At 68.6% G+C, this 24,061-nt stretch carries 22 protein-coding genes; 15 read left to right on the top strand and 7 right to left on the bottom strand.

Annotated elements, in window-relative coordinates; all coding sequences use genetic code 11:
* Positions 1-4: 4 nt before the first annotated feature.
* The 5 genes from BBJ41_RS14140 to BBJ41_RS14120 all read left to right on the top strand — a co-directional run bounded on the left by BBJ41_RS14140 (position 5) and on the right by BBJ41_RS14120 (position 3,859).
* The gene (locus tag BBJ41_RS14140; protein ID WP_069746915.1) at positions 5-850 is read left to right on the top strand and encodes a tetratricopeptide repeat protein; all 846 of its coding nucleotides are present in this window, start codon (positions 5-7) and stop codon (positions 848-850) included.
* Positions 851-1,080: 230 nt separating this feature from the next.
* Entirely contained in the window at positions 1,081-1,611 is a 531-nt protein-coding gene (locus tag BBJ41_RS14135; RefSeq protein ID WP_069746914.1) for a hypothetical protein, read from the top strand.
* 106 nt (positions 1,612-1,717) lie between these two features.
* The gene (locus BBJ41_RS14130; RefSeq protein ID WP_069746913.1) at positions 1,718-2,638 is read left to right on the top strand and encodes a biotin--[acetyl-CoA-carboxylase] ligase; all 921 of its coding nucleotides are present in this window, start codon (positions 1,718-1,720) and stop codon (positions 2,636-2,638) included.
* A complete protein-coding gene (locus BBJ41_RS14125) occupies positions 2,635-3,423 on the top strand; it encodes a type III pantothenate kinase (protein ID WP_069746912.1) in 789 nt (262 codons plus the stop codon). The genes BBJ41_RS14130 and BBJ41_RS14125 overlap by 4 nt, the downstream gene beginning before the upstream one ends.
* A gap of 193 nt (positions 3,424-3,616) precedes the next feature.
* Positions 3,617-3,859, top strand: a complete 243-nt coding sequence (locus tag BBJ41_RS14120; RefSeq protein ID WP_069746911.1) for a hypothetical protein — start codon at positions 3,617-3,619, stop codon at positions 3,857-3,859.
* 16 nt (positions 3,860-3,875) lie between these two features.
* On the opposite strand, the gene rfaE2 is transcribed toward BBJ41_RS14120, so the two are convergent.
* The 6 genes from rfaE2 to BBJ41_RS14090 all read right to left on the bottom strand — a co-directional run bounded on the left by rfaE2 (position 3,876) and on the right by BBJ41_RS14090 (position 9,900).
* Complete coding sequence (gene rfaE2, locus BBJ41_RS14115) at positions 3,876-4,361, bottom strand: D-glycero-beta-D-manno-heptose 1-phosphate adenylyltransferase (protein ID WP_069747706.1); 486 nt, start codon at positions 4,359-4,361, stop codon at positions 3,876-3,878.
* Between the two features lie 172 nt (positions 4,362-4,533).
* A complete protein-coding gene (locus BBJ41_RS14110; RefSeq protein ID WP_034189181.1) occupies positions 4,534-5,412 on the bottom strand; it encodes a ferritin family protein in 879 nt (292 codons plus the stop codon).
* A gap of 474 nt (positions 5,413-5,886) precedes the next feature.
* Positions 5,887-7,113 (bottom strand): patatin-like phospholipase family protein, encoded by a 1,227-nt coding sequence (locus tag BBJ41_RS14105; RefSeq protein WP_069746910.1) that lies wholly within the window; start codon positions 7,111-7,113, stop codon positions 5,887-5,889.
* Positions 7,114-7,137: 24 nt separating this feature from the next.
* Positions 7,138-7,884 carry a PhaM family polyhydroxyalkanoate granule multifunctional regulatory protein gene (locus BBJ41_RS14100; protein ID WP_069746909.1) on the bottom strand — a complete coding sequence of 249 codons (747 nt, stop codon included), beginning with the start codon at positions 7,882-7,884 and terminating at the stop codon, positions 7,138-7,140.
* A gap of 79 nt (positions 7,885-7,963) precedes the next feature.
* Positions 7,964-8,791: an enoyl-CoA hydratase/isomerase family protein gene (locus BBJ41_RS14095; protein ID WP_069746908.1), complete on the bottom strand. Its 828-nt coding sequence runs from the start codon at positions 8,789-8,791 to the stop codon at positions 7,964-7,966.
* Between the two features lie 116 nt (positions 8,792-8,907).
* The gene (locus BBJ41_RS14090; protein WP_069746907.1) at positions 8,908-9,900 is read right to left on the bottom strand and encodes a fumarylacetoacetate hydrolase family protein; all 993 of its coding nucleotides are present in this window, start codon (positions 9,898-9,900) and stop codon (positions 8,908-8,910) included.
* Positions 9,901-10,028: 128 nt separating this feature from the next.
* On the opposite strand from BBJ41_RS14090, the gene BBJ41_RS14085 reads away from it, so the two are divergent.
* The 5 genes from BBJ41_RS14085 to metH all read left to right on the top strand — a co-directional run bounded on the left by BBJ41_RS14085 (position 10,029) and on the right by metH (position 16,804).
* The gene (locus BBJ41_RS14085; RefSeq protein ID WP_069746906.1) at positions 10,029-10,895 is read left to right on the top strand and encodes an IclR family transcriptional regulator; all 867 of its coding nucleotides are present in this window, start codon (positions 10,029-10,031) and stop codon (positions 10,893-10,895) included.
* A gap of 115 nt (positions 10,896-11,010) precedes the next feature.
* Positions 11,011-12,273, top strand: a complete 1,263-nt coding sequence (locus BBJ41_RS14080; RefSeq protein ID WP_069746905.1) for a DUF3108 domain-containing protein — start codon at positions 11,011-11,013, stop codon at positions 12,271-12,273.
* Positions 12,274-12,514: 241 nt separating this feature from the next.
* Positions 12,515-12,772: a BTH_I0359 family protein gene (locus BBJ41_RS14075; RefSeq protein WP_006477667.1), complete on the top strand. Its 258-nt coding sequence runs from the start codon at positions 12,515-12,517 to the stop codon at positions 12,770-12,772.
* A gap of 202 nt (positions 12,773-12,974) precedes the next feature.
* Positions 12,975-14,045 (top strand): homocysteine S-methyltransferase family protein, encoded by a 1,071-nt coding sequence (locus BBJ41_RS14070; RefSeq protein ID WP_069746904.1) that lies wholly within the window; start codon positions 12,975-12,977, stop codon positions 14,043-14,045.
* Positions 14,046-14,086: 41 nt separating this feature from the next.
* Positions 14,087-16,804 carry a methionine synthase gene (metH, locus tag BBJ41_RS14065; RefSeq protein ID WP_069746903.1) on the top strand — a complete coding sequence of 906 codons (2,718 nt, stop codon included), beginning with the start codon at positions 14,087-14,089 and terminating at the stop codon, positions 16,802-16,804.
* Between the two features lie 109 nt (positions 16,805-16,913).
* Here metH and BBJ41_RS14060 read toward each other — a convergent pair whose 3' ends face one another.
* A complete protein-coding gene (locus tag BBJ41_RS14060; protein WP_069746902.1) occupies positions 16,914-17,237 on the bottom strand; it encodes a DUF1840 domain-containing protein in 324 nt (107 codons plus the stop codon).
* A gap of 200 nt (positions 17,238-17,437) precedes the next feature.
* On the opposite strand from BBJ41_RS14060, the gene argS reads away from it, so the two are divergent.
* From argS to BBJ41_RS14035, 5 genes are all read left to right on the top strand, one after another.
* A complete protein-coding gene (gene argS, locus BBJ41_RS14055; RefSeq protein ID WP_069746901.1) occupies positions 17,438-19,219 on the top strand; it encodes an arginine--tRNA ligase in 1,782 nt (593 codons plus the stop codon).
* A gap of 81 nt (positions 19,220-19,300) precedes the next feature.
* Positions 19,301-20,197: an SPOR domain-containing protein gene (locus BBJ41_RS14050; RefSeq protein ID WP_069746900.1), complete on the top strand. Its 897-nt coding sequence runs from the start codon at positions 19,301-19,303 to the stop codon at positions 20,195-20,197.
* Positions 20,198-20,265: 68 nt separating this feature from the next.
* Entirely contained in the window at positions 20,266-20,904 is a 639-nt protein-coding gene (locus BBJ41_RS14045; RefSeq protein ID WP_069746899.1) for a thiol:disulfide interchange protein DsbA/DsbL, read from the top strand.
* Between the two features lie 19 nt (positions 20,905-20,923).
* Positions 20,924-21,697 carry an SDR family oxidoreductase gene (locus BBJ41_RS14040; RefSeq protein ID WP_021162605.1) on the top strand — a complete coding sequence of 258 codons (774 nt, stop codon included), beginning with the start codon at positions 20,924-20,926 and terminating at the stop codon, positions 21,695-21,697.
* A 608-nt stretch (positions 21,698-22,305) separates the two neighbouring features.
* Complete coding sequence (locus BBJ41_RS14035) at positions 22,306-23,901, top strand: ABC transporter substrate-binding protein (RefSeq protein ID WP_069746898.1); 1,596 nt, start codon at positions 22,306-22,308, stop codon at positions 23,899-23,901.
* Positions 23,902-24,061: the final 160 nt, after the last annotated feature.

The raw sequence follows: 24,061 nt of genomic DNA, 5'->3' as shown, positions 1-24,061 counted from the left end.
CGCGATGCAACCGATCCGGACGATGCGGCCGGCCGAAACCGGCTTCGCCGCCGCCGCGCGGCGCCTGCTGCGCGCGAAACTCCCGCCGGCCGCGCTGCTCGCGGCGGCGGCCGTGACCGTCGCGGCCGTCGTCGCGGCGGCCGGCCTGCGCGGCGCCGGCCCCGCGCCGAGCGCCGCGCAGCTCGACGAGTGGCAGGCGATGGTCACGCAGGCCACCGAGCCGCACGCGCTCGCGCAGTTGCGCACCCTCGCGCGCCGCGGCTCGGGCGCCGCGCAGGCGGCGCTCGGCATCGCGCTCGTCGACGCGCGCGAACCGGGGCTGCGCGACGAAGGGCGCGGCTGGCTGGAAACCGCCGCGCAGGCGGACGGCCACGCCGACGCGCCCGCCGCGCGGCGCGCGCAGCTCGCGCTCGGCAAGGCACTGCTGCTCGGCAGCGGCGACATCCCGAAGGACTACGTGCGTGCCCGCGCGCTGCTCGGCGAAGCGGCCGAACAGGGCGACCCGGCCGCCGCGTATTACCTCGGGCTGATCTACCGCAGCGGCTACGGCATCGCCGCCGATCCGGTGCAGGCCGCGCACTGGTTCGACGTCGCGTCGCGCGCGGACATTCCGGCCGCGGACTTCATGCTCGCGAACGCGTACCGCGACGGCAGCGGCGTGCCGCGCGACGAGACGCGCGCGCTCGCGCTGTATCGCCGGGCCGCCGAACACGAGTTGCCGGAAGCCGTGCAGACGCTTGCGATGGCCTATCGCAACGGCGAGCTGGGGTTGCGGCCCGACGCGGACGAGTTCCACGCGCAGTGGATCGAGACCGCGCATGCGCTGAAGCATCCGGTCGTCGCGCCGTGACGGTTTTCCGGCACGCGCGGGCCGGCGGGATCGCGGCGACGCGGCACGCATGACTCGACGCCCCGCGCATCGATCGCCTCCCGGCGACGTCGATCGCGGGGCGCGGGCGAGCGTGCCGGATGCCGGATGCCGGGTGCGGTGCCGCCATCCGGTCGATCCGTGCCGGTCGATCGGCGCGCGTCGATGTCTTGACATGCAGCCTCACAACAAAACCTGAGAGAACTGCATCCATGTCCGATCGCCTGTCCGCGCTTCGCGCCGCCCTTGGCGCCATCGCCGCCGCGCCATTCGTCGCGCTCGCCGCACCGCCCGCCCATCCCGACCTCTTCAACGCCGCGCTCTGCAAGCCGCCGTTCACGTCGGACCTGATGGACTCGATCTACAACACCGCGAAAGCGGCCGATCCGAAGCCGGACGAGTCGATGCTGGGCGCGGCGGTCTTTCGTCTGCCGGAACCGATCCGCCGGGACGGCTTCACGACGCAGAACGTCGTGTTCACCCGTTCGGGGATCGGCGTGCTCGTGGAAGGCGAAGTCGCCGGCCAGCTCGCGCAGCGCTACCCGCTCACCCGCGAGAAGGGCCATCTGCTGGGGGCTGCGTCCATCGGCTACGCGCGCCGGCTGACCGCCCGCGGTCCGGTCGGCGCGCTGATCCTCGTGTCGGCCCGCCAGGGCCCGGCGCTCAAGGGCAAGACGCTGCTCGCCTGCGAAATGACGTCCGAGGAAGAGATCAAGGCGCTGGAGCAGATGGAAAAGAAATAAGCGGCGCGGCGCCGGCCTGACACAGTTCGCGTGCGGGCCGGCATGCCCCGCCTGTCGCGTGCGCCGCCCAACGCGCGCCCCTTCCCCTGTCGCTACAATAGGCGCCATGAACGCCCCCACCTCCTCCGACACGCCCGATTCCGGCGACGCGCACATCGCGCGCAACCGGCTCGAGGCGCACCTGGACGCCGCGCCACGTGCGTGGCCGCTCGACATCGTCGCCGCCACCGGCTCGACCAACGCCGACGTCGCGACCCGGCTCAAGGCGCTGCCGCGCAGCGCGAACGCGCTGCCCGCGCCGCTCGTGCGCGTTGCGTTCGAGCAGACAGCCGGCCGCGGCCGGCAGGGCCGACCGTGGTTCGCGCAGCCCGGCAACGCGCTGCTGTGCTCGGTCGGCTGCATCGTGCCGCGCTCCGTCGATGCGCTCGGCGGCTTGAGCATCGCGATCGGCGTCGCGCTCGCCGAAGGGCTTGCCACGCTGCCGCTCGACGCCGGCACGCGCGTCGCGCTCAAATGGCCGAACGACCTGCTGCTGACCGCCACCGACGACGGCACGCCGCGCGTCGTCGGCAAGCTCGCCGGGATCCTGATCGAAACCGTCTGGACCACCGCCGACGCGACCGCCGTCGTGATCGGCTTCGGCATCAACGTGCGCGGCGCGGAAGCCGTCGCCGCGCAGGTCGACGCGCTGCGCGCGCGCGAAGCGACGCTCGCGAGCGGGCTGCCGCCGGCCGCGCTGTCGATTGCGTGCGCTTCGGCCAACCTCACCGATACGCTCGCCGCATCGCTGAACGCGCTCACACCCGCGCTCGCGCAGTTCGGGACCGACGGGCTCGCGCCGTTCCTGCCGCGCTGGCACGCGTTGCACGCCTACGCGGGGCGCGAAGTCGTGCTGCTCGAACAGGGCGTCGAACGTGCGCGCGGCATCGCGACGGGCATCGACGCGACCGGCCAGTTGCTGCTCGACACGCCGAACGGCGTGCAGGCGATCGCGGCCGGCGACGTGTCGCTGCGCGAAGCGCAATGAGCGAGCCGCACCTGCTGATCGACGCCGGCAACAGCCGGATCAAGTGGGCGCTCGCCGACGCGCAGCGCACGCTCGTCGAAACGGGCGCATTCGGCCACGCGCGCGACGGCGGCGCCGATCCCGACTGGTCGAACCTGCCGCGTCCGCGCGGCGCATGGATCTCGAATGTCGCCGGTGCCGACGTGGCCGCGCGGCTCGACGCGTTGCTCGATGCGCGCTGGCCCGGCTTGCCGCGCACGACGATCCGCTCGCGGAACACGCAATGCGGCGTGACGAACGGCTATACGACACCCGAGCAGCTCGGCAGCGACCGCTGGGCCGGCCTGATCGGCGCGCACGCGGCCTTTCCGGGCGAACATCTGCTGATCGCGACGTTCGGCACCGCGACGACGCTTGAGGCGCTGCGTTCGGACGGCCGCTTCACGGGCGGGCTGATCGCGCCGGGCTGGGCGCTGATGATGCGCGCACTCGGCACGCACACCGCGCAGTTGCCGACGCTGACCACCGACGTCGCGAGCGGGCTGCTCGCGGGTGCGCGAGCCGAGCCGTTCCAGGTCGATACGCCGCGCTCGCTGTCGGCCGGCTGCCTGTACGCGCAGGCCGGGCTGATCGAGCGCGCGTGGCGCGATCTCGCCGACGCGTGGCAGGCGCCCGTGCGGCTCGTGCTGGCAGGCGGCGCAGCGGACGACGTCGCGCGCGCGCTGACCGCCCCGCATACGCGGCATGATGCGCTGATCCTGTCCGGGCTCGCGCTGATTGCCGCGGAAGCAGCGGCACGGGATTGACGGAAATGCGCCGGCATCGCGCCGGCGCGCGGCGATGAACCCCGTGCGGGGATGCGTCACGGTGACGATGAAATGCGTGGCACCGCGGCGGCGGCCCGCGCGAACGATCGCCGAAAGGCATGCAAGAGCCGGCCATGCTGCCGGCCCGACCGAATGACGTGAACGACGTCGATGACGACGAGGAGTTTCGACGATGCTGCGCTGGCTGATCGCTGTTCTCTTTCTCGCCAACATGCTCGCGTTCGTGGTGGCGCGCGGCGTGTTCGGGCCGCTGCCGGCAGCCGGCCCGCGCGAGCCCGGCGTGCTGTCGCGGCAGGTGCGGCCCGACGCGCTGCGCGTGACGCCGCTTGCGCAGGCGGCCGATCAGCCCGTCGTCGGCGGCCCGATCGCGCCGCCGGCCGTCACGGCCGCGCCGCTCGCGGCGTCGGCGCCCTGACGGCGCCAGACCGCGCTCAGGACTGCTGCGCGCGCACCTTCTTCAGCAACGCGGTAGTCGAGCGATCGTGCTCGAACGGAATCGCCAGCGCGCGGCCGCCCCAGCCGCGCACGAGCGCCGATTCCGGCAACGCATCCATGTCGTAATCGCCGCCCTTCACGAGGATGTCCGGACGGACGGCCTCGATCAGCGACACGGGTGTCTTTTCCTCGAACGTCACGACCCAGTCGACGCTTTCCAGCGCCGCGAGCAGCGCCGCGCGATCGTCCTCGCGGTTGATCGGCCGGTCGTCGCCCTTGCCGAGCATGCGCACCGACGCGTCGCTGTTCACGCCGACGATCAGGCATGCGCCGAGCGCTTTCGCGTCGGCGAGATACGTGACGTGGCCGCGATGCAGGATGTCGAACACGCCGTTGGTGAACACGACGGGCGACGACAGCGATGCGCGCAGGGCGACCAGCGCGTCACGGGTGATCAGCTTGCGTTCGAAGGTAGCGGACATGATGAAGATCGGGGAGATGAACGAAACGGCGGCGCGCGGCGATGGCAACACGGCGCCATGCGGCGGCACCAGATAAAAAGCCCGCCGGACTGGCCGGGCGGGCTTCATGCGTCAAACGCGAAACGGCGCAATGCGGCCGGCGGACTCCCGCCGGCTGCGGCGCCTGCCGGCCTCAGGCCGGTTGCGCCGCCGACGACGGACCGCTTTCGGCTTGCAGGCGGCCGGTGACTTCCTTGCGGTAGCGGTTCAGTTCCTGCGCGGTCGCGAACGTGCGCTCGAACAGGATCGACAGGTTGTGCAGGATGCGCTCGACGACCTTCTTTTCCCACTCGCCGTCGAAACGGATCTGCTCGTCGAGCCAGCGCTCGAGCCATTCCGGATCGGGCAGGCGCGACTGGACGGTGTCGCGCGGGAACAGCGCCTGATTCACGTGCAGGTTGGTCGGATGCAGCGGCTTCTCGGTGCGGCGCGCCGACGCCATCAGCACGCCGATCTTCGCGAACGCGGCACGCGCGACGTCGCCGCAATTGTTCAGCGCCTTCTTCATGTAGCGCAGGTACGCACCGCCATGACGCGCTTCATCGCGCGAGATCGTTTCGTAGATCTGCTTGATGACCGGCTCGGTGTGCCAGTCGGCCGCGCAGCGATACCAGTGGTTCAGGCGGATTTCGCCGCAGAAGTGCAGCATCAGCGTCTCGAGCGGCGGCGCCGGATCGAACTGGAAACGCACCGCGTGCAGTTCCTCTTCGGTCGGCACCATGTCCGGCTTGAAGCGGCGCAGGTATTCCATCAGCACGAGCGAATGCTTCTGCTCCTCGAAGAACCACACGCTCATGAATGCCGAAAAGTCGCTGTCGTGCTGGTTGTCGCGCAGGAACATTTCCGTCGCGGGCAGCGCCGACCATTCGGTGATCGCGTTCATCTTGATCGTCTTCGCCTGCTCGTCGGTGAGCAGCGAAGCGTCGAACTTGTCCCACGGAATGTCCTTCTCCATGTCCCAGCGGACAGCCTCGAGCGACCTGTAAAGTTCCGGATAAAGCATCGTGTTCATGATGGTCCCACCCCTGTTCTGCGCAATGCGACTTCTCTAAACGTGACTGTTGCCGCGCAAGCGCGCCACGCGCGCTTTTTGCAGCCAAGACTCTAATTTTACGCGGGAAACCGACCCGCCGGACGCTGATTCCACGTCCGGCAGCCGGGCGGCCGCGTCGCCGCCGTTGGGCACGCCGCAGCCACGCTCCGTTCGAACGGAGCCGGCCGCGCTTGCCTGAGTTGGGGGCCGGCGCTGGCCGGCTCGGTGGCGAGCCCGTCCCCTGCCCCAGGCGGGTTCCCCGAAGGTTCCCGTGCGGATGCCGGATCGGCGGGCTGCTCGATGTGGTGTATACGGCGGCGGCCATGATATCACGCGTGTATGACGCTTCCGAGACGCCTGCCTGGTCGCACCCCGCCCATTGCGGTGCGGCGATCGGTCGCGGCCGACCGTCGCAAAAACGCAACTGCGCGTAATTTCCCGCAACCGCGTGCATCAGACCCGTATTTCGCCCGTCGCGAGTCCGCCCTCCGGCGGCGTGCCGGCAGCCGGCGCGCTGCCGCCGTCCGCCTGCGCGATCCAGCCGGCGAGCGTGTCGCGCTGCGCGCGCCCGTCGCCGTAGCCGAGCTCGATCAGTTCGCGCGTGAACGCCTCCTCGAACAGCAGGTAGCTCGCGAACGACGCGCCGGCCGGCTGGCTGCCGCCGACCGCGCCGAGCAGCCCGCGCATCGCCGCCGGCATCTGCTTCAGGTGCTTCGCGGCGATCAGCTCGATGCGCTCGGACGGCGCGATCGCGAGCACGTCGACGTGCCGCCAGCCGCTGTCGATTTCGATCTGGTGCGGCAAGTGCTCGATCATCCGGTTGATGTGCTCGATCCGTTCGATGTCCGAGCCGATCGAGTCGAGGAACACGCTCGCGAGTACTTGCTGGCCGATCTGCGCGAGCGTCGGGTAGCCGCGCACGAGGCCGGCGCCGTTCGCGGCCGGGATCTCGGGCCGCGGATCGGCCGCGCCGACCACGACGATCCGGTCCGCGCCGAAATGGATCGCCGGCGACAGCGGCGCGATCTGCCGGATCGACCCGTCGCCGAAGTATTCGATCTGCCCGTCGAGCACGAGCGGCACGGCCGGAAACACGAACGGAATGGCCGACGACGCGAGCAGGTGCGACGCGGAAAGATCGACGAGCCGCGCGGTGCGCTGCGCGCGCCGCCACGCCTGGATCGGCTCGGCGGCCTGGTAGAACGTGAGGTGCCGGCCGCTCGAATAGCTGAGCGCCGTCACCGCGAGCGCGTGCAGCAGCCGCGCCTCGAGCATCTGCTCGATCCGGTGGAAACTCAGCTCGCGCTGCAGCAGGTGCGCGAGCGGCGCGTTGTCGAGCAGCCCGCGCGGCGAACGGCGCGCCGCCCAGCCGAAGGTCATCGCCGCGAGCCAGCGCGCGCCGGCGGCCGCGATGCCGAGCCAGTCGGAGCGATACACGTAGTCGGCGCGCAACGGCTCCCAGAACTCGAGCAGGCGCCGCACGCCGTGGGAAAAGTCGTCCGCGTGGCTCGCGATCGACGTCGCATTGATCGCGCCGGCCGACGAGCCGCACACGACCGTGAACGGCAACGTGTGCCGCTGCGGATCGGCCTCGCGCGCGATCTCGGCCAGCGCTTTCAGCACGCCGACCTGGTAAGCGGCGCGTGCGCCGCCTCCCATCAGAACGAGCGCGAGCCGCATGATCGACCTGCTACCTGCGCCGCGTCACGTCGAACGCTTCGGCGGACGGGTTTCGGGCGACGAAGCGGCGGCGGCGCGCTCCGCAGCCGAACCGGCCGGCTTCGCGCGTTTCGCGGCAGGCTTGCGCGGCGCGGCGGCCGCCGCTGCCGGCTTCGCGGCCTTCTCCGGCGGTGCGGCCGCGTCGGGCGGCACGTCGCCCGGCGCCGCGGGCTGCATGCCCGGTTGCGCCATCGCGAGGCCCGCGAGCTGGTTGAACTGCGACTGCAGCAGGTTCCACCAACCGGCCGGATCGAAAGCCTGCTGCGCGGCATCGCCAGCCGGCGGCGCATCCGCGGCGTCCGGTGCCGGCGCCGCATCGCCCGGCGCCGACGCGGCCTTTGCCGCCTGCGCAGCCGCGACGGCCGCTTCCTCGGCCGCCGACATCGAGCTTTGCGCGAACGCGCCGAACGCGCGCAGCGTCGCGAGCGTCGCGCGCTGCACTTCGAGCGCCTGGATCGCCGACTGCAGCATCCCGAGATTGAGCTTCAGCCACTGCTCGACCGCGCGCAGATCGGTGATCCGCTTGTCGAGTTCCTCGACGCTCGTGAGCGGCGCCATCATGTCGGACATGCTCGACAGCGACGGCGGCAGCCCGTGCGCGGCGCCCGGAAACGACGCCATCCCGCCGAACGGCGACATCCGCATCATGTCCCACATCCGGTCCATCATGTCGGCGGGCTTGAAGCCGGCAAAGCCGGCGAAAGGGTTGGAGCCGGAGGCATCGGTCGTCATACGGGCGTCCTGGTTGACTGGTGGAGCGAGGCGGCCGCCCTGCGGCGCGCAGCCGCGCGTGGTTCGATCATAGCGCGCGTCAGAACGGCGCGTCGCCGGGGAACTGGGGCGGGCGCCGCTCGCGCAGCGAACGGATGCCCTCCTGCACGTCGGGCCCGGAGAAACCCATGAATTCGAGCGCGAGCGACGCGTCGAAGGTCGGCCCGGCCGAGCGCAGCCAGTTGTTCAGCGCGTACTTGGTCCAGCGGATCGCCGACTGCGAACCGTGCGCGAGCCGCTCGGCCACTTCATACGCCTTCGGCAGCAGGTCGGCCGGCTCGACCGCGAGCGATACCAGGCCGATCCGCTCGGCCTCCTCGCCGCTCACGGGCTCGCACAGCAGCAGGTAGTACTTCGCCTTCGCCATCCCGCACAGCAGCGGCCACACGATCGCCGCGTGGTCGCCGGCCGCGACGCCGAGCCGCGTATGGCCGTCGATGATGCGCGCATCCTTCGCGGCGATCGAGATGTCGGCGAGCAGCCCGGCGACGAGCCCCGCGCCGACGGCCGGCCCGTGCATCGCCGACACGATCGGCTTGCTGCAGTTGATCACGTTGTAGACGAGGTCGCGCGCCTCGCGCCACACGCGGGCGCGCACGTCGAAGTCGTTCGCCATGTCCTCGACGAGCGCGAGATCGCCGCCCGCCGAAAAGCCCTTGCCTTCGCCGCGGATCACCGCGACGCGCGTGTCGGGATCGCGATCGACGTCGCGCCAGATGTCGGCGAGCTCGCGGTGCATGTGCGCGTTCGCGGTGGCGAGGCCGCTGCGGTTCGCGCCCTCACCGCTCATCACGATGTCGAGCACGCCGTGGTCGCGGCGCGTCACCTTCAGTGCTTCGTAACCGCTGTATGCGGAGAGATCGGACATGGGCTGCTCCTGGCGCTTGATCGAGTGTAGCCAAGCCCGCGCGGGCAAACATCAGGCGAAACCCGGCGCGCGGACCAAAGCCGGGTTTCGCGCAAGCGATGCGGGCGCCGCGCGCCTTACGCGGCGCCGTCGGGCGGGGCGACCGATTGCTCGATCGCGCCGAAGATCGACTTGCCGGCCGTATCGAGCATCTCGATGCGCACGGTATCGCCGTAGCGCATGAATTCCGTCTGCGGCGCGCCGTGCTCGATCGTCTCGAGGCAGCGCTTCTCGGCGATGCAGCAGTAACCGCGCTTCGCGTCCTTGTTCGACACCGTGCCCGATCCGACGATCGAGCCGGCGCGCAGGTTGCGCGTCTTCGCCGCGTGCGCGATCAGCTGGCCGAAATGGAACACCATGTCGGTGCCCGCGTCGGGCTGGCCGACCTTCTTGCCGTTCCAGTGGACGATCATCGGCCGGTGCACGCGGCCTTCGCGCCATTCTTCGCCGAGCTCGTCGGGCGTCACGGCGACCGGCGCGAACGCGGTGGCCGGCTTGCTCTGGAAGAAGCCGAAGCCCTTCGCGAGCTCGGCCGGAATCAGGTTGCGCAACGACACGTCGTTCACGAGCGTGACGAGCCGCACGGCCTTCAGCGCTTCGTCGGGCGACGCGCTCATCGGCACGTCGCCGGTGATCACCGCGACTTCCGCCTCGAAATCGATGCCCCACTCCTCCGACGGGCACACGACGTCGTCGCGCGCACCGAGAAAATCGTCGCTGCCGCCCTGGTACATCAGCGGATCGGTCCAGAACTCGGGCGGCATCTCCGCGCCGCGCGCGCGGCGCACGAGCTCGACGTGGTTCACGTACGCGGAGCCGTCGGCCCACTGGAATGCGCGCGGCAGCGGCGCCATGCAGTTCGCCGGATCGAACGCGAACGTATTGCGCGCGCGGCCGTGGTTCAGCGCGTCGTAGAGGTCGCGCAGTTGCGGCGCGTAGAACGCCCAGTCGTCGAGGACACGCTGCAGCGTCGGCGCGATCGTGTCGGCAATCGCCGCGGTGTGCAGGTCGCGCGACACGACGATCAGCTGGCCGTCGCGCGTGCCGTCCTTCAGCGAAGCAAGTTTCATAGGGAGTTCTGCCGTTGTAGTGACGATGGAGGGAATCTATTTTACGATGGTGAATCCGTACGGCGCGCCGCGATCGCGCACGCCGCTTCCGCCCTGATCCTTGCCGCATTTTCGCGCACCCGTTGCCCATGCCCGCCAGCCCGCTTCCCGACGACGATCTCGCCGACTCCGACACCGATGACGCCGCCTCCGGCGAGCACGGCGAGAAGGTCCGTTCCGGCATCCAGTCGATCGAGGTCGGCTTTCGCCTGCTCGACGTGCTGACGAGCGAGCCGCGCGCGATGATGCTGCGCGACCTCGCGCAGCGCGCCGGCATGAGCCCGGCGAAGGCGCACCGTTATCTGGTCAGCTTCTCGCGGCTCGGCGTCGTGTCGCAGGACCCGGTCTCGGGCCGCTACGAACTCGGCGGCTTCGCGCTGCAGATGGGGCTCGCGCGGCTTGCGCGCGTCGACGGCGTGAAGCTCGCGCGGATCGCGCTGACCGAATTCCGCGACCGCCTCGACCAGACGGTCGGCATCGCGGTGTGGGGCAACCAGGGGCCGACGATCGTGCACTGGATGGAGTCGAGCCATCCGGCGAAAGCGTCGCTGAAGCTCGGCGACGTGATGCCGCTGCTCGGCTCCGCCACCGGGCTGCTGTTCGCCGCGTACCTGCCGCGCGGCAAGACCGCCGCGATGCTCGAGCGCGAACTCGCCGACACGCGCCGCTCGCCGCACCACGGCGGCCCGCGCACGCTCGACGAGGTCGACGCGGTGCTCGCCGACGTGCGCCAGCACGAGGCCGCGCGCGTCGAGGGGATGCTGCTGCCGACGATCCACGCGTTCTGCATGCCCGTGTTCGACGCAGTCGGCGAACTCGCGCTCGCGATCGTCGCGCTCGGCCAGGAAGGCTCGTTCGACATCGCGTGGGGCGGCGAGATCGACACGGCGCTGCGCGCATGCGCGCAGAAACTGTCTTACGAACTCGGCTATAGTCCGGACGCGCGCGACGCCTGACGCGCGCGGTACGCCGGGATACACGCGCCGCGAACGCGCGGCGTATCCGACTGTCCGATTCCTGTGACGCGCGCTGCGCGCCCGGCGTCACGCGACCGCCCTCGACCCCGTTTCGATGCCCATGCAGCCTGCCGACACCCGCACGAGTCACGCCCTGCCCCGCCGCTGGCTGCGCGTGGCCGTCGCACTCGTCGTCGTGCTGGTGCTGCACACGCTCGCCGCGATCTGGCTGATGCGCAACCGCGATTCGTTCACGCCACCCGCACCCGCCGAGATTCCCGTCCAGATCGAATTGCTGAAGCCGCAACCGATCGAGCGCCAACCCGCGCCTCCCGCGCCGAAGCCGGTCGAACATCCGGCCGCGCCCGCACCGGCCGAGCCGAAAGCCGCTGCACCGAAGCCCGCGCTCGCGCCGGTCCTCACGTCGACGGAAACGGCCGAGCACGGCGAGCCGCCGGCAGCAGCCGCGTCCGCGGCGAGCGGCGTGCCGGGCGCCTCGGGCGTGCACGCCGCGTCGGCCGCCGGCGCCAGCAGCGCCGCGACACCGGGCCCCGCGACGAGCGGCGTGAAGTTCGCTGCGCCGCCGTCCGGCGACCTGCAGTACGACACGTTCTACAACGGGATGCAGAACATGATCGGCACGATCCACTGGCGCACCGACGGACGCACCTACGACCTGTCGGTGTCGATGCCCGTGCCGTTCGTCGGCCCGTTCACGTATCGCAGCGAAGGCCGTATCGACGCATTCGGCGTCGCGCCCGACCGTTACGTCGAGAAGCGCGGCAAGCGGCCGGAAGACATCGCGATCTTCAACCGCGAGATCCGGCAGGTCGTGTTCACGCGCACGCCGAACAACGCGCCGTTGCCCGACGGCGTGCAGGACCGCTTCAGCATGCTGATGCAGCTGTCGGGGCTCGTGCGCGGCAACCCTGCCGCATACAAGCCCGGCGTCACGCAGCAGTTCTTCGTGATCGACAACAACAGCGGCGAGACCTGGCCGATCACGGTGATCGGCGACGAGCAGGTGCAGACGCAGGCCGGCACCATCGGCGCGCGGCACTTCATGCGCCTGCCGCGCCGCGACGGCGACACGCGCCGCATCGACATGTGGCTCGCGCCGTCGCTCGGCTGGTTGCCCGCGCGGCTCGTGCAAAGTGAGCCGAACGGCGCGCAGATCGAATTGCTCTGGCATGGCAGGCTCGCTGCACCAGGCGTACCATCTAACGCATCACCGGAAAACGGCGCAACGAATACCCCTGCAGAAGCAGCGACACCCGATGCATCGACCGCACCGGCCGCGGAACCGACCCAACCCGCGCCGCCGGCCTCCGTGCAACCGCCCGCGCAACCGGCTGCACCCTCACCTGTCACACAGTGAACGCGCATGGATCGGCAATTTCGACCGATTACAGATTTCCTCGAAATGGCCGATGACACTCTTTAACAACTATTTCAGTCCACCGGCAGACAATAAGAAACGTTTCATAGACATCGGCTTCTAACCGATACACCCCACGCAACGGGAACGGGGTGTGCAGCGCAAGCCCCTTGAAACCGGCAAGGCTTGCCCCACCTAGGGGATAACAAGGCCAGATGCCACTGCGAAGAGGAGTGCCGCCATGCAAATGATCTACAACAGCCCCAACTACTGCGTCGTCGAATTCGCGCCGCAGGCCGGCCATCATCTGATGAATGCCGGCGGATACGAAATCGTCGACAAGAACGCGCAGCGCGAAATCTTCATCGACGGCGAACTCGCCGAACGATTCCGCGCCCACGTGAAGCAATTGATCGAGGATGAACCGTCGCTCGACGAAGTCGACGAATTCCTCGGGCAATTCGACAGCCTGATGATGATGCCCGTCGTGCTGCACTGACGACCCGCGGCCCGGCGCCTCGCGCGGCCGGGCCATTCGCCGCGCAACGACGCGGCGCCGCGAGCACTCCGATTACGCCCCCGTCCGGTTCGCCGGGCGGGGGCTTTCGTTTGGCGGCCCCCGCAGCACGGCGCGAGGCCGGGCGGCGGCAAGGCGCACCGGCTACAATGACGGTTTTCCCGTCTTCGCCGGTCTTTCGCCCATGTCTGCGACACCTCTCGCCGCTTCCGCCGCCCCGCTCGACGCGCCCTACACGCGCGGCGCCGCCCTGCCCGCGCTGCTGAAATCGCGCATCCTGATCCTCGACGGCGCGATGGGCACGATGATCCAGCGCTACAAGCTCGACGAAGCCGCGTATCGCGGCGAGCGCTTCAAGGATTTCCCGCGCGACATCAAGGGCAACAACGAGCTGCTGTCGATCACGCAGCCGCAGATCATCCGCGAGATCCACGACCAGTACTTCGCCGCCGGCGCCGACATCGTCGAGACCAACACGTTCGGTGCGACGACAGTCGCGCAGGCCGACTACGAGATGGAAGATCTCGTCGTCGAGATGAACGTCGAATCGGCGAAGCTCGCGCGCGAATCGGCCGCGAAATACGCAACGCCCGACAAACCGCGCTTCGTCGCGGGCGCGATCGGGCCGACGCCGAAGACGGCCAGCATCTCGCCGGACGTCAACGATCCGGGCGCGCGCAACGTCACGTTCGACGAGCTGCGCGACGCGTACTACGCGCAGGCGAAGGCGCTGCTCGACGGTGGCGTCGACCTGTTCCTCGTCGAAACGATCTTCGACACCCTGAACGCGAAGGCCGCGCTGTTCGCGCTCGACGCGCTGTTCGAGGACACCGGCGAGCGCCTGCCGATCATGATCTCCGGCACCGTCACCGACGCCTCCGGCCGCATCCTGTCGGGCCAGACGGTCGAGGCGTTCTGGAATTCGCTGCGCCACGCGAAGCCGCTCACGTTCGGCCTGAACTGCGCGCTCGGCGCGGCGCTGATGCGCCCGTACATCGCCGAGCTCGCGAAGCTGTGCGACACCTACGTGTCGTGCTACCCGAACGCGGGCCTGCCGAACCCGATGGCCGAGACGGGCTTCGACGAGACGCCGGACGTCACGTCGGGCCTCCTGAAGGAATTCGCGCAGGCCGGGCTCGTGAACCTCGCGGGTGGCTGCTGCGGCACGACGCCCGAGCACATCGCCGAGATCGCGAAGGCGCTCGCCGACGTGAAGCCGCGCCGCTGGCCGAACCAGTACAGCGACAACGCCTGACCGACCGCCCCACGCCCTTCATCACCAGAATTCGCACCGCCATGACCGATCACATGATGCGCCTTGCCGGCCTCGAGCCGTTCAACGTCACGCCCGGAACGCTGTTCATCAACGTCGGCGAACGGACCAACGTCACCGGCTCGAAAGCGTTCGCACGGATGATCCTCAACGGCCAGTTCGACGAGGCGCTCGCCGTTGCGCGCCAGCAGGTCGAGAACGGCGCGCAGGTGATCGACATCAACATGGACGAGGCGATGCTCGATTCGAAGGCGGCGATGGTGCGCTTCCTGAACCTGATCGCGTCGGAGCCGGACATCGCGCGCGTGCCGATCATGATCGACTCGTCGAAGTGGGAAGTGATCGAGGCCGGCCTCAAGTGCGTGCAGGGCAAGGCGATCGTGAACTCGATCTCGCTGAAGGAAGGCGAGGAAGCGTTCCGCCACCACGCGAACCTGATCCGCCGCTACGGCGCGGCAGCCGTCGTGATGGCGTTCGACGAGACGGGCCAGGCCGATACCTACGCGCGCAAGACCGAGATCTGCAAGCGCTCGTACGACTTCCTCGTGAACGAAGTCGGCTTCCCGCCGGAAGACATCATCTTCGACCCGAACATCTTCGCGGTCGCGACCGGCATCGAGGAGCACAACAACTACGCGGTCGACTTCATCGAGGCGACCCGCTGGATCAAGCAGAACCTGCCGTACGCGAAGGTGAGCGGCGGCGTGTCGAACGTGTCCTTCTCGTTCCGCGGCAACGACGCCGTGCGCGAGGCGATCCACACCGTGTTCCTGTACCACGCGATCCAGGCGGGGATGGACATGGGCATCGTGAACGCGGGCCAGCTCGGCGTGTACGCCGATCTCGACGCCGAGCTGCGCGAGCGGGTCGAGGACGTGATCCTGAACCGCCGCGCCGATTCCACCGATCGCCTGCTCGAGATCGCCGACAAGTTCAAGGCCGGCGGCGCGAAGAAGGAAGAGAACCTCGAGTGGCGCAACCAGCCGGTCGAGAAGCGGCTCTCGCATGCGCTCGTGCACGGCATCACGAACTTCATCGTCGAGGATACCGAGGAAGTCCGCGCGAAGATCCACGCGGCGGGCGGGCGCCCGATCAACGTGATCGAAGGCCCGCTGATGGACGGGATGAACATCGTCGGCGACCTGTTCGGCCAGGGCAAGATGTTCCTGCCTCAGGTCGTGAAATCGGCGCGCGTGATGAAGCAGGCCGTCGCGCACCTGATCCCGTTCATCGAGGAAGAAAAGCGCCTGCTCGCGGAAGCGGGCGGCGACGTGCGCGCGAAGGGCAAGATCGTCATCGCGACCGTGAAGGGCGACGTGCACGACATCGGCAAGAACATCGTGTCGGTCGTGCTCCAGTGCAACAACTTCGAAGTGGTCAACATGGGCGTGATGGTCCCGTGCAACGAGATCCTCGCGAAGGCGAAGGTCGAAGGCGCGGACATCATCGGGCTGTCGGGCCTCATCACGCCGAGCCTCGAGGAAATGGCGTACGTCGCCTCCGAAATGCAGCGCGACGACTACTTCCGCGTGAAGAAGATCCCGCTGCTGATCGGCGGCGCGACCACCTCGCGCGTGCACACGGCCGTGAAGATCGCGCCGCACTACGAAGGCCCGGTCGTCTACGTGCCCGATGCATCGCGCTCGGTATCGGTCGCGTCGAGCCTGCTGTCGGACGAAGGCGCGACGAAGTACCTCGACGAGCTGAAGTCCGATTACGAGCGCATCCGCGACCAGCACGCGAACCGCAAGGCGCAGCCGATGGTCACGCTCGCCGAAGCGCGCGCAAACCGCACGACGGTCGACTGGGCCGGCTACACGCCGGTGAAGCCGAAGTTCATCGGCCGCCGCGTATTCAAGAACTACGACCTGAACGAGCTCGCGAACTACATCGACTGGGGGCCGTTCTTCCAGACCTGGGATCTCGCGGGCCCGTACCCGGCGATCCTGAACGACGAGATCGTCGGCGAATCGGCGCGGCGCGTGTTCTCCGACGCGAAGTCGATGCTCGCGCGCCTGATCCAGGGCCGCTGGCTGAGCGCGAACGGCGTGATCGCGCTGCTGCCGGCGAACACCGTCAACGACGACGACATCGAGATCTACAGCGACGAATCGCGTTCGGAAGTGCTGCTCACGTGGCGCAACCTGCGCCAGCAGAGCGTGCGCCCGGTGGTCGACGGCGTGATGCGGCCGAACCGCTCGCTCGCCGACTTCATCGCGCCGAAGGATTCGGGCGTCGCCGACTACATCGGGATGTTCGCGGTGACGGCCGGCCTCGGTGTCGACGTGAAGGAAAAGCAGTTCGAAGCCGACCACGACGACTACAGCGCGATCATGCTGAAGGCGCTCGCCGACCGCTTCGCCGAAGCGTTCGCCGAGGCGATGCACGCGCGCGTGCGACGCGAGCTGTGGGGTTACGCGAGCGGCGAAACGCTCGACAACGATGCGCTGATCGCGGAAAAGTACGCGGGCATCCGCCCGGCGCCCGGCTACCCGGCCTGCCCCGACCACCTCGTGAAGCGCGACATGTTCGACGTGCTGCATGCGAACGAGATCGGCATGAGCGTGACCGACTCGCTGGCGATGCTGCCGGCCGCGAGCGTGTCGGGCTTCTACCTCGCGCATCCGGACAGCCGGTATTTCTCCGTCGGCAAAATCGGGCAGGATCAGCTCGAGGACTACGCGCAGCGCATGGCGCTGTCGCTCGACGACGCGCGGCGCGCGCTCGCGCCGCAGCTCTGATCCGCATGGGCAGCCGACCGCCCGTTTGGTCAGACAAAAAGAAAAAGCCCGCTGCGAGAGCGGGCTTTTTTCTGCCTTTCTAACCTTTCATGCTGCCGGGCAAGGAAGCTCAGAAGCCCCAGTGCACGTCGGCTTCGCCGGCTTTCGCCTCGCGCAGCATCGTGAGGAACGGCGCGACGCGCTGTGCCAGGCTCGGCGGCACTTCGTGGTGCGCGTGGTCGGCGTCGTCTTCATGAAAGTGGCCGGCGTGCTCGGCGCGCTCCTGCTTCGCCTGCGCAACCGCGCCTTCCAGCTTCGAGATCGCGTGGTCCAGCTCGTCGTGCGTAATCACACCGCGCTCGCCCAGCTGCTTGCCGACGAGGCCCAGCACATACACGGCGAAATCCTTCAGCACGTCGAGATCCTGTGCCGCCTTGCTCTTGAACGTAATCATGACAAATCCCTTTTCATCTTGTTGTGCCTGCGCGGCGTGGTTGGGGAACGCCGCGAGACCGGCGTCCAGCCTTGCGGACGCGGCACGCCTGAGCGGCATATTAGCACCTGTTAAAATTCTGCGATCCCTGAAACGCGCGCTTAAAAAGCGCGCCGGCGGGCCGGCATTTCCGGCCGCCACCAACGAAGCCTTCTACCAGCATGCTGCCAGCACACAAACAGACCCTCGAAGCCCTGCTCGCGGATAGCGTCAAGCAGGTCGCACACGCGCTGAAAGGCGCCGACGCGGCGTTCGTCGCCCCGACCATCACGCTGGAGCGCCCGAAGGTCGCCGCGCACGGCGACGTCGCGTGCAACGTCGCGATGCAGCTCGCCAAGCCGCTCGGCACGAACCCGCGCCAGCTCGCCGAGCAGATCGTCGCCGCGCTCAACGCGCAGCCGTCCGCGCAAGGGCTCGTCGAAGCCGCCGAAATCGCCGGCCCCGGCTTCATCAACCTGCGCCTGTCGGCCGCCGCGAAGCAGGCGGTGATCGCCGCGGTGTTCGACCAGGGCCGCGCGTTCGGCACGTCGGATCGCGAAAAAGGCAAGCAAGTGTTGCTCGAGTTCGTATCGGCGAACCCGACCGGCCCGCTGCACGTCGGCCACGGCCGCCAGGCCGCGCTCGGCGACGTGCTCGCGAACGTGATCGCGAGCCAGGGCTACGCGGTGCACCGCGAGTTCTACTACAACGACGCGGGCGTGCAGATCGGCAACCTCGCGATCTCGACGCAGGCGCGCGCGCGCGGCCTGAAGCCGGGCGACGCGGGCTGGCCGGAAGCCGCGTACAACGGCGAATACATCGCCGACATCGCGCGCGACTACCTGAACGGCGAAACGGTCGCTGCATCGGACGGCGAGCCGGTCAAGGGCACGGGCGACGTCGAGGATCTCGACGCGATCCGCAAGTTCGCGGTCACGTACCTGCGTCGCGAGCAGGACATGGACCTGCAGGCGTTCGGCGTGAAGTTCGACCAGTACTACCTCGAGTCGTCGCTGTACAGCGAAGGCCGCGTCGAGAAGACGGTCGACGCGCTGATCAAGGCCGGCATGACCTACGAGCAGGACGGCGCGCTGTGGCTGCGCACGACCGACGAAGGCGACGACAAGGATCGCGTGATGCGCAAGTCGGACGGCACGTACACGTACTTCGTGCCGGACGTCGCGTACCACGTGACGAAGTGGGAGCGCGGCTTCACGAAGGTCATCAACATCCAGGGCTCGGACCACCACGGCACGATCGCGCGCGTGCGCGCGGGCCTGCAGGGGCTGCACGTCGGGATCCCGAAGGGCTATCCCGACTACGTGCTGCACAAGATGGTCACCGTGATGCGCGACGGCCAGGAAGTGAAGATCTCGAAGCGCGCGGGCAGCTACGTGACGGTGCGCGACCTGATCGAATGGTCGGGCGGCGCGGCGGCGGGCCAGGAAGCGGCGCCCGACCTGATCGACGAGGCAACCATCACGCGCGGCCGCGACGCGGTGCGGTTCTTCCTGATCTCGCGCAAGGCCGATACCGAGTTCGTGTTCGACATCGACCTCGCGCTGAAACAGAACGACGAAAACCCGGTCTATTACGTGCAATACGCGCATGCACGGATCTGCTCGGTGCTCAATGAACTGAAATCGCGCTACAACGTCGACGCGGCGCAGCTGCCGGGCGCCGACCTGTCGCAGTTGACGAGCGCGCAGGCGACGTCGCTGATGCAGAAGCTCGCCGAGTATCCGGACATGCTCACGCACGCGGCGAACGAGCTGGCGCCGCACGCGGTCGCGTTCTACCTGCGCGATCTCGCTGGCGAATTCCACTCGTTCTACAATGCGGAGCGCGTGCTGGTCGACGACGAAGCGCCGCGCAATGCGCGCGCCGCGCTCCTCGCCGCGACCCGGCAGGTGCTCGAGAACGGTCTGGCGGTGCTCGGCGTGTCCGCGCCCGCCAAGATGTAAGCGGCCCGAACCGGGCAGCGAATGGCCGAGGCAGCGCCCGCCTCGGCCTTTTCACGATTCTTTTTGCAGGTGACTCAAGCAATGGCACAACCACGCCGAACTTCGAAACAATCGAAACAAGCCGGAGGGACATTTCTTGGAATCGTGCTGGGGCTGATCGTCGGCCTCGCGATCGCGGTGGTGGTGGCGCTCTACATCACGCGTTCGCCGTCGCCGTTCGTGTCGAAGGTCGCGCCGCCGCCGGCCGACAACGGCGCGAGCCAGCCGCAGCAGTTCGATCCGAACCGCGCGCTGCAGGGCAAGACGCCCGGCCAGCCGGTGCCGCAGGCCGCGCAGCCCGCGCCGCCCAACACCGCGCCCGGCCAGGCCGCGAATCAGACCCAGGGCGGCCTGCTGCCCGAGCCGCAGATCGTCGAAGTGCCGCCGTCGGCCAACGGCTCGAGCGGCTCGAACAACACCGGCAGCTCGAACGGCACGACCGCGTTGAACAATACGTCGTCGGGCAACGGCGTCGCCGTCGCGCCGAAGCCGGCCGACAACCCGCCGCCGAAGAAGACGCAGCAGGCGCAGCAACCGCAGCAAGGCGGCGAGGATGACCTCGCGCGCTTCGCCGCGCAGAAGCAGGCGCAGCAGGCCGCCGCGCAAAAGCAGCAACAGCAGCAGGCCGCGAACACGCCGAAGCCGACGTCGTCCGCCACGGCCGCAGCAGCAGCGAAGCCGCCGACCGCGAACGACGCGAATACCGGCTACTTCCTGCAGGTCGGCGCATACAAGACCGAAGGCGACGCCGAGCAGCAGCGCGCGCGCCTCGGCTTCCAGGGCTTCGAGTCGAAGGTGTCGAAGCGCGACGTCAGCGGCGTGACCTATTTCCGCGTGCGCGTCGGCCCGTTCTCGAAGTTCGAGGATATGAACTCGGCCCGTCAGCGCCTGTCCGATGCAGGTGTCGACACGGCGGTGATCCGTTTCACGAAGCAGTAAGCGCCGGCCGAGCCCACGCAGAACCCGTTACGTTCCGTAACCCGAGCAACTGATTCGACGTTCACAACATGAAAAAACTGCTTAGCACGCTCCTTCTGTCCCTGGGCCTGGCTGCCGGCCTCGCCCAGGCATCGCCCGCCGCACCGGTCGCCGGCAAGGACTTCGAGGTGATGAAGTCGCCGCAGCCGGTGTCCGCGCCGGCCGGCAAGGTCGAGGTGATCGAGTTCTTCTGGTACGGCTGCCCGCACTGCTACGAATTCGAGCCGACGGTCGAGGCCTGGGTGAAGAAGCAGGGCAACAACATCGACTTCAAGCGCGTGCCGGTCGCCTTCCGCGACGATTTCGTCCCGCACTCGAAGCTGTACTACGCGGTGTCCGCGCTCGGCATCTCCGAGAAGGTCACGCCGGCGATCTTCAACGCGATCCACAAGCAGAAGAACTACCTGCTGACGCCGCAGGCGCAGGCCGACTTCCTGGCCACGCAGGGCGTCGACAAGAAGCAGTTCATGGACGCATACAACTCGTTCAGCGTGCAGGGCGAGGTGAACCAGTCGGCCAAGCTGCTGAAGGACTACGCGATCGACGGCGTGCCGACGATCGTCGTCAATGGCAAGTACAAGACGGGCCCCGCTTACACGAACAGCATCCCGGGTACCGCCCAGGTGCTCGACTTCCTCGTGAAGCAGGTTCAGGACAAGAAGCTCTGATCCCCGCCCGCGCGCCGGCATGACTACTCCGCTGAAGGTCTTCATCACCGGCGCGTCGAGCGGCCTCGGCCTCGCGATGGCCGAGGAATACGCCCGCCAGGGCGCCACGCTCGCCCTCGTCGCGCGGCGCACCGATGCGCTCGATGCGTTCGCGCGGCGTTTCCCCAAGCTGTCCATCTCCGTCTATTCCGCCGACGTGCGCGATGCCGACGCGCTCGCGACGGCCGCCGCGTCGTTCATCGCGACGCACGGCTGCCCCGACGTCGTGATCGCGAACGCGGGCATCAGCCAGGGCGCCGTCACGGGCCAGGGCGATCTCGCGACGTTCCGCGACGTGATGGACATCAATTACTACGGGATGGTCGCGACGTTCGAGCCGTTCGTCGGCCCGATGACGGCCGCGCGCCACGGCACGCTGGTCGGCGTCGCGAGCGTCGCCGGCGTGCGCGGCCTGCCCGGCTCCGGCGCGTACAGCGCGTCGAAATCGGCCGCGATCAAGTATCTCGAAGCGCTGCGCGTCGAGCTGCGCCCGGCCGGCGTCGGCGTCGTGACGATCGCGCCCGGCTACATCCGCACGCCGATGACCGCGCACAACCCGTACCGGATGCCGTTCCTGATGGACGCCGACCGCTTCGCCGCGCGCGCGGCGCGCGCGATCGCACGGCAGCACGCGTTCCGCGTGATTCCGTGGCAAATGGGCGTCGTCGCGAAGGTGCTGCACGTGCTGCCGCGCTGGCTCTACGACCGCCTGTTCGAGAAGGCGCCGCGCAAGCCGAAGGCCGGCGCGCACTGACACGCGCGGCGCGGCGCGGGCGACGTGCGCCGGGCCGCATCTCCGCATCTCCGCATCTCCGCATCTCCGCATCTCCGCATCTCCGCATCTCCGCATCTCCGCATCTCCGCATCTCCGCATCGAAGCTTCGGCTTGACGGCACCTTCCTGCGCGTCCGCGCCGCTCCCGCTGCCGCGCCAACCTCCCCATCGCACTGCCCAGATCTTCCAATCCCACTGTCACCGCCGCCCCGCTTTCCCGCTTTCCCGCTTTCCCGCTTTCCCGCTCTCCCGCTCTCCCGCTCTCCCGCTCTCCCGCTCTCCCGCTCTCCCGCTCCCCCGCTCTCCCGCTCCCCCGCTCTCCCGCTCTCCCGCTCTCCCGCTCTCCCGCTCTCCCGCTCTCCCGCTCTCCCGCTCTCCCCCGTCCCCGCAACGCCATTCGCCGCCCCAACACCCGTTCCGTCGCGAACGCAGCCGTTTTTCGGTCAATTCGCCGCGTTCCGGCGCCTTTTTTCACGCGTCGCGCGCTTTGACGGTATGCTATTCGCCAGCCACGCCGGCCCCGCCCGCTTCCGGGCCGCGCCCGCATTCCGTCATCAAGCAAAAAGCACACGCCACGTGGGAGATCCTATGCAGGTCAAGCTGTTCGCCGCGGCCGCGATCGCCGCCGCACTCGCCGCCCCCGGCCTCGCCGCCGCAAAGCCGCTCACCGTCTGCACGGAATCGAGCCCGGACGGCTTCGACGTCGTGCAGTACAACTCGCTCGTCACGACCAACGCATCGGCCGACGTGATCTTCAACACGCTCGTGTCGTACGACGAAGCCGCGAAGAAGGTCGTGCCCGCGCTCGCCGACAAATGGGAAGCGAGCGCCGACGGCCTCACCTACACGTTCCACCTGCGCCCGAACGTCGCGTTCCAGACCACCGACTATTTCAAGCCGGGCCGCACGCTCGACGCGGACGACGTCGTGTTCACGTTCACGCGGATGCTCGACGATTCGAACCCGTGGCACAAGGTGGCCGGTGCGAGCGGCTTCCCGCACGCGCAGTCGATGGGCCTCGTGAAGCTCGTGAAGTCGGTCACGAAGGTCGACGACAGCACGGTGAAGTTCGTGCTGAACGAGCCGAACGCGACGTTCGTGCCGATCCTGACGATGGGTTTCGCATCGATCTACTCGGCCGAATACGCGGACCAGTTGCTGAAGGCCGGCAAGCAGGCCGACCTGAACGCGAAGCCGATCGGCACGGGCCCGTTCGTGCTGAAGAGCTACACGAAAGACGCGCTGATCCGCTACGACGTGAACCCGACGTACTGGGGCACGAAGCCGAAGGTCGACCGGCTGATCTACGCGATCACGCCCGACGCGTCGGTGCGCCTGCAGAAGGTGAAGGCCGGCGAATGCCAGATCGCGCTGTCGCCGAAGCCGCAGGACGTGCTCGCCGCGAAGGGCGAAAGCGCGCTGAAGGTCGTGCAGACGCCCGCGTTCATGACCGCGTTCGTCGCGCTGAACACGCAGAAAAAACCGCTCGACAACGACAAGGTGCGCGAAGCGCTGAACCTCGCGTTCGACCGCGCGACCTACCTGAAGGTCGTGTTCGACAACACCGCGACGGCCGCGAACAACCCGTATCCGCCGAACACGTGGAGCTACGCGAAGGACGTCGCGCCATACACGTACGATCCCGCGAAGGCGAAGCAGCTGCTCGCGCAGGCCGGCTTCCCGAACGGCTTCTCGACGACGATCTGGACGCGCCCGACCGGCAGCGTGCTGAACCCGAACCCGAAGGTCGGTGCCGAACTGCTGCAGGCCGACCTCGCGAAGATCGGCGTGAAGGCCGAAGTGAAGGTGATCGAATGGGGCGAGCTGATCAAGCAGGCGAAGCTCGGCCAGCATGACATGCTGTTCATGGGCTGGGCCGGCGACAACGGCGATCCGGACAACTACCTGTCGCCGCTGTTCAGCTGCAACGCGGTGAAGTCGGGCATCAACTTCGCGCGCTTCTGCGACGCGCAGCTCGACAAGCTGATCGCCGACGGCAAGTCGACCGCCGACCAGGCAAAGCGCGCGAAGCTGTACGAATCCGCGCAGAAGATCATCCACGACCAGGCGCTGTGGATCCCGCTCGGCTACCCGACCGCGGCCGCGCTCACGCGCACGAACGTGAGCGGCTATCACGTGAGCCCGTTCGGACGGCAGAACTTCACGACGGTCGCCGTGCAGTAACCGCGCGTGGCGCGCAAGCGACGGCGTTCGCGCCGCTCGCTTGCGGCCCGCGCGCCGCGCTTGCTACACTCCGCTCCTATTCCTCATACCGGACGCCAGCCAAAGTGAACAACTAAGCCTTCCCAAAATGTTTTCGCCGCCGTGCCACGCACGCCGCGCG

Origin of the sequence: Burkholderia stabilis (assembly GCF_001742165.1) — a bacterium.
Lineage (GTDB): Bacteria > Pseudomonadota > Gammaproteobacteria > Burkholderiales > Burkholderiaceae > Burkholderia > Burkholderia stabilis.
This window is presented reverse-complemented; position numbering and strand designations above follow the sequence as displayed.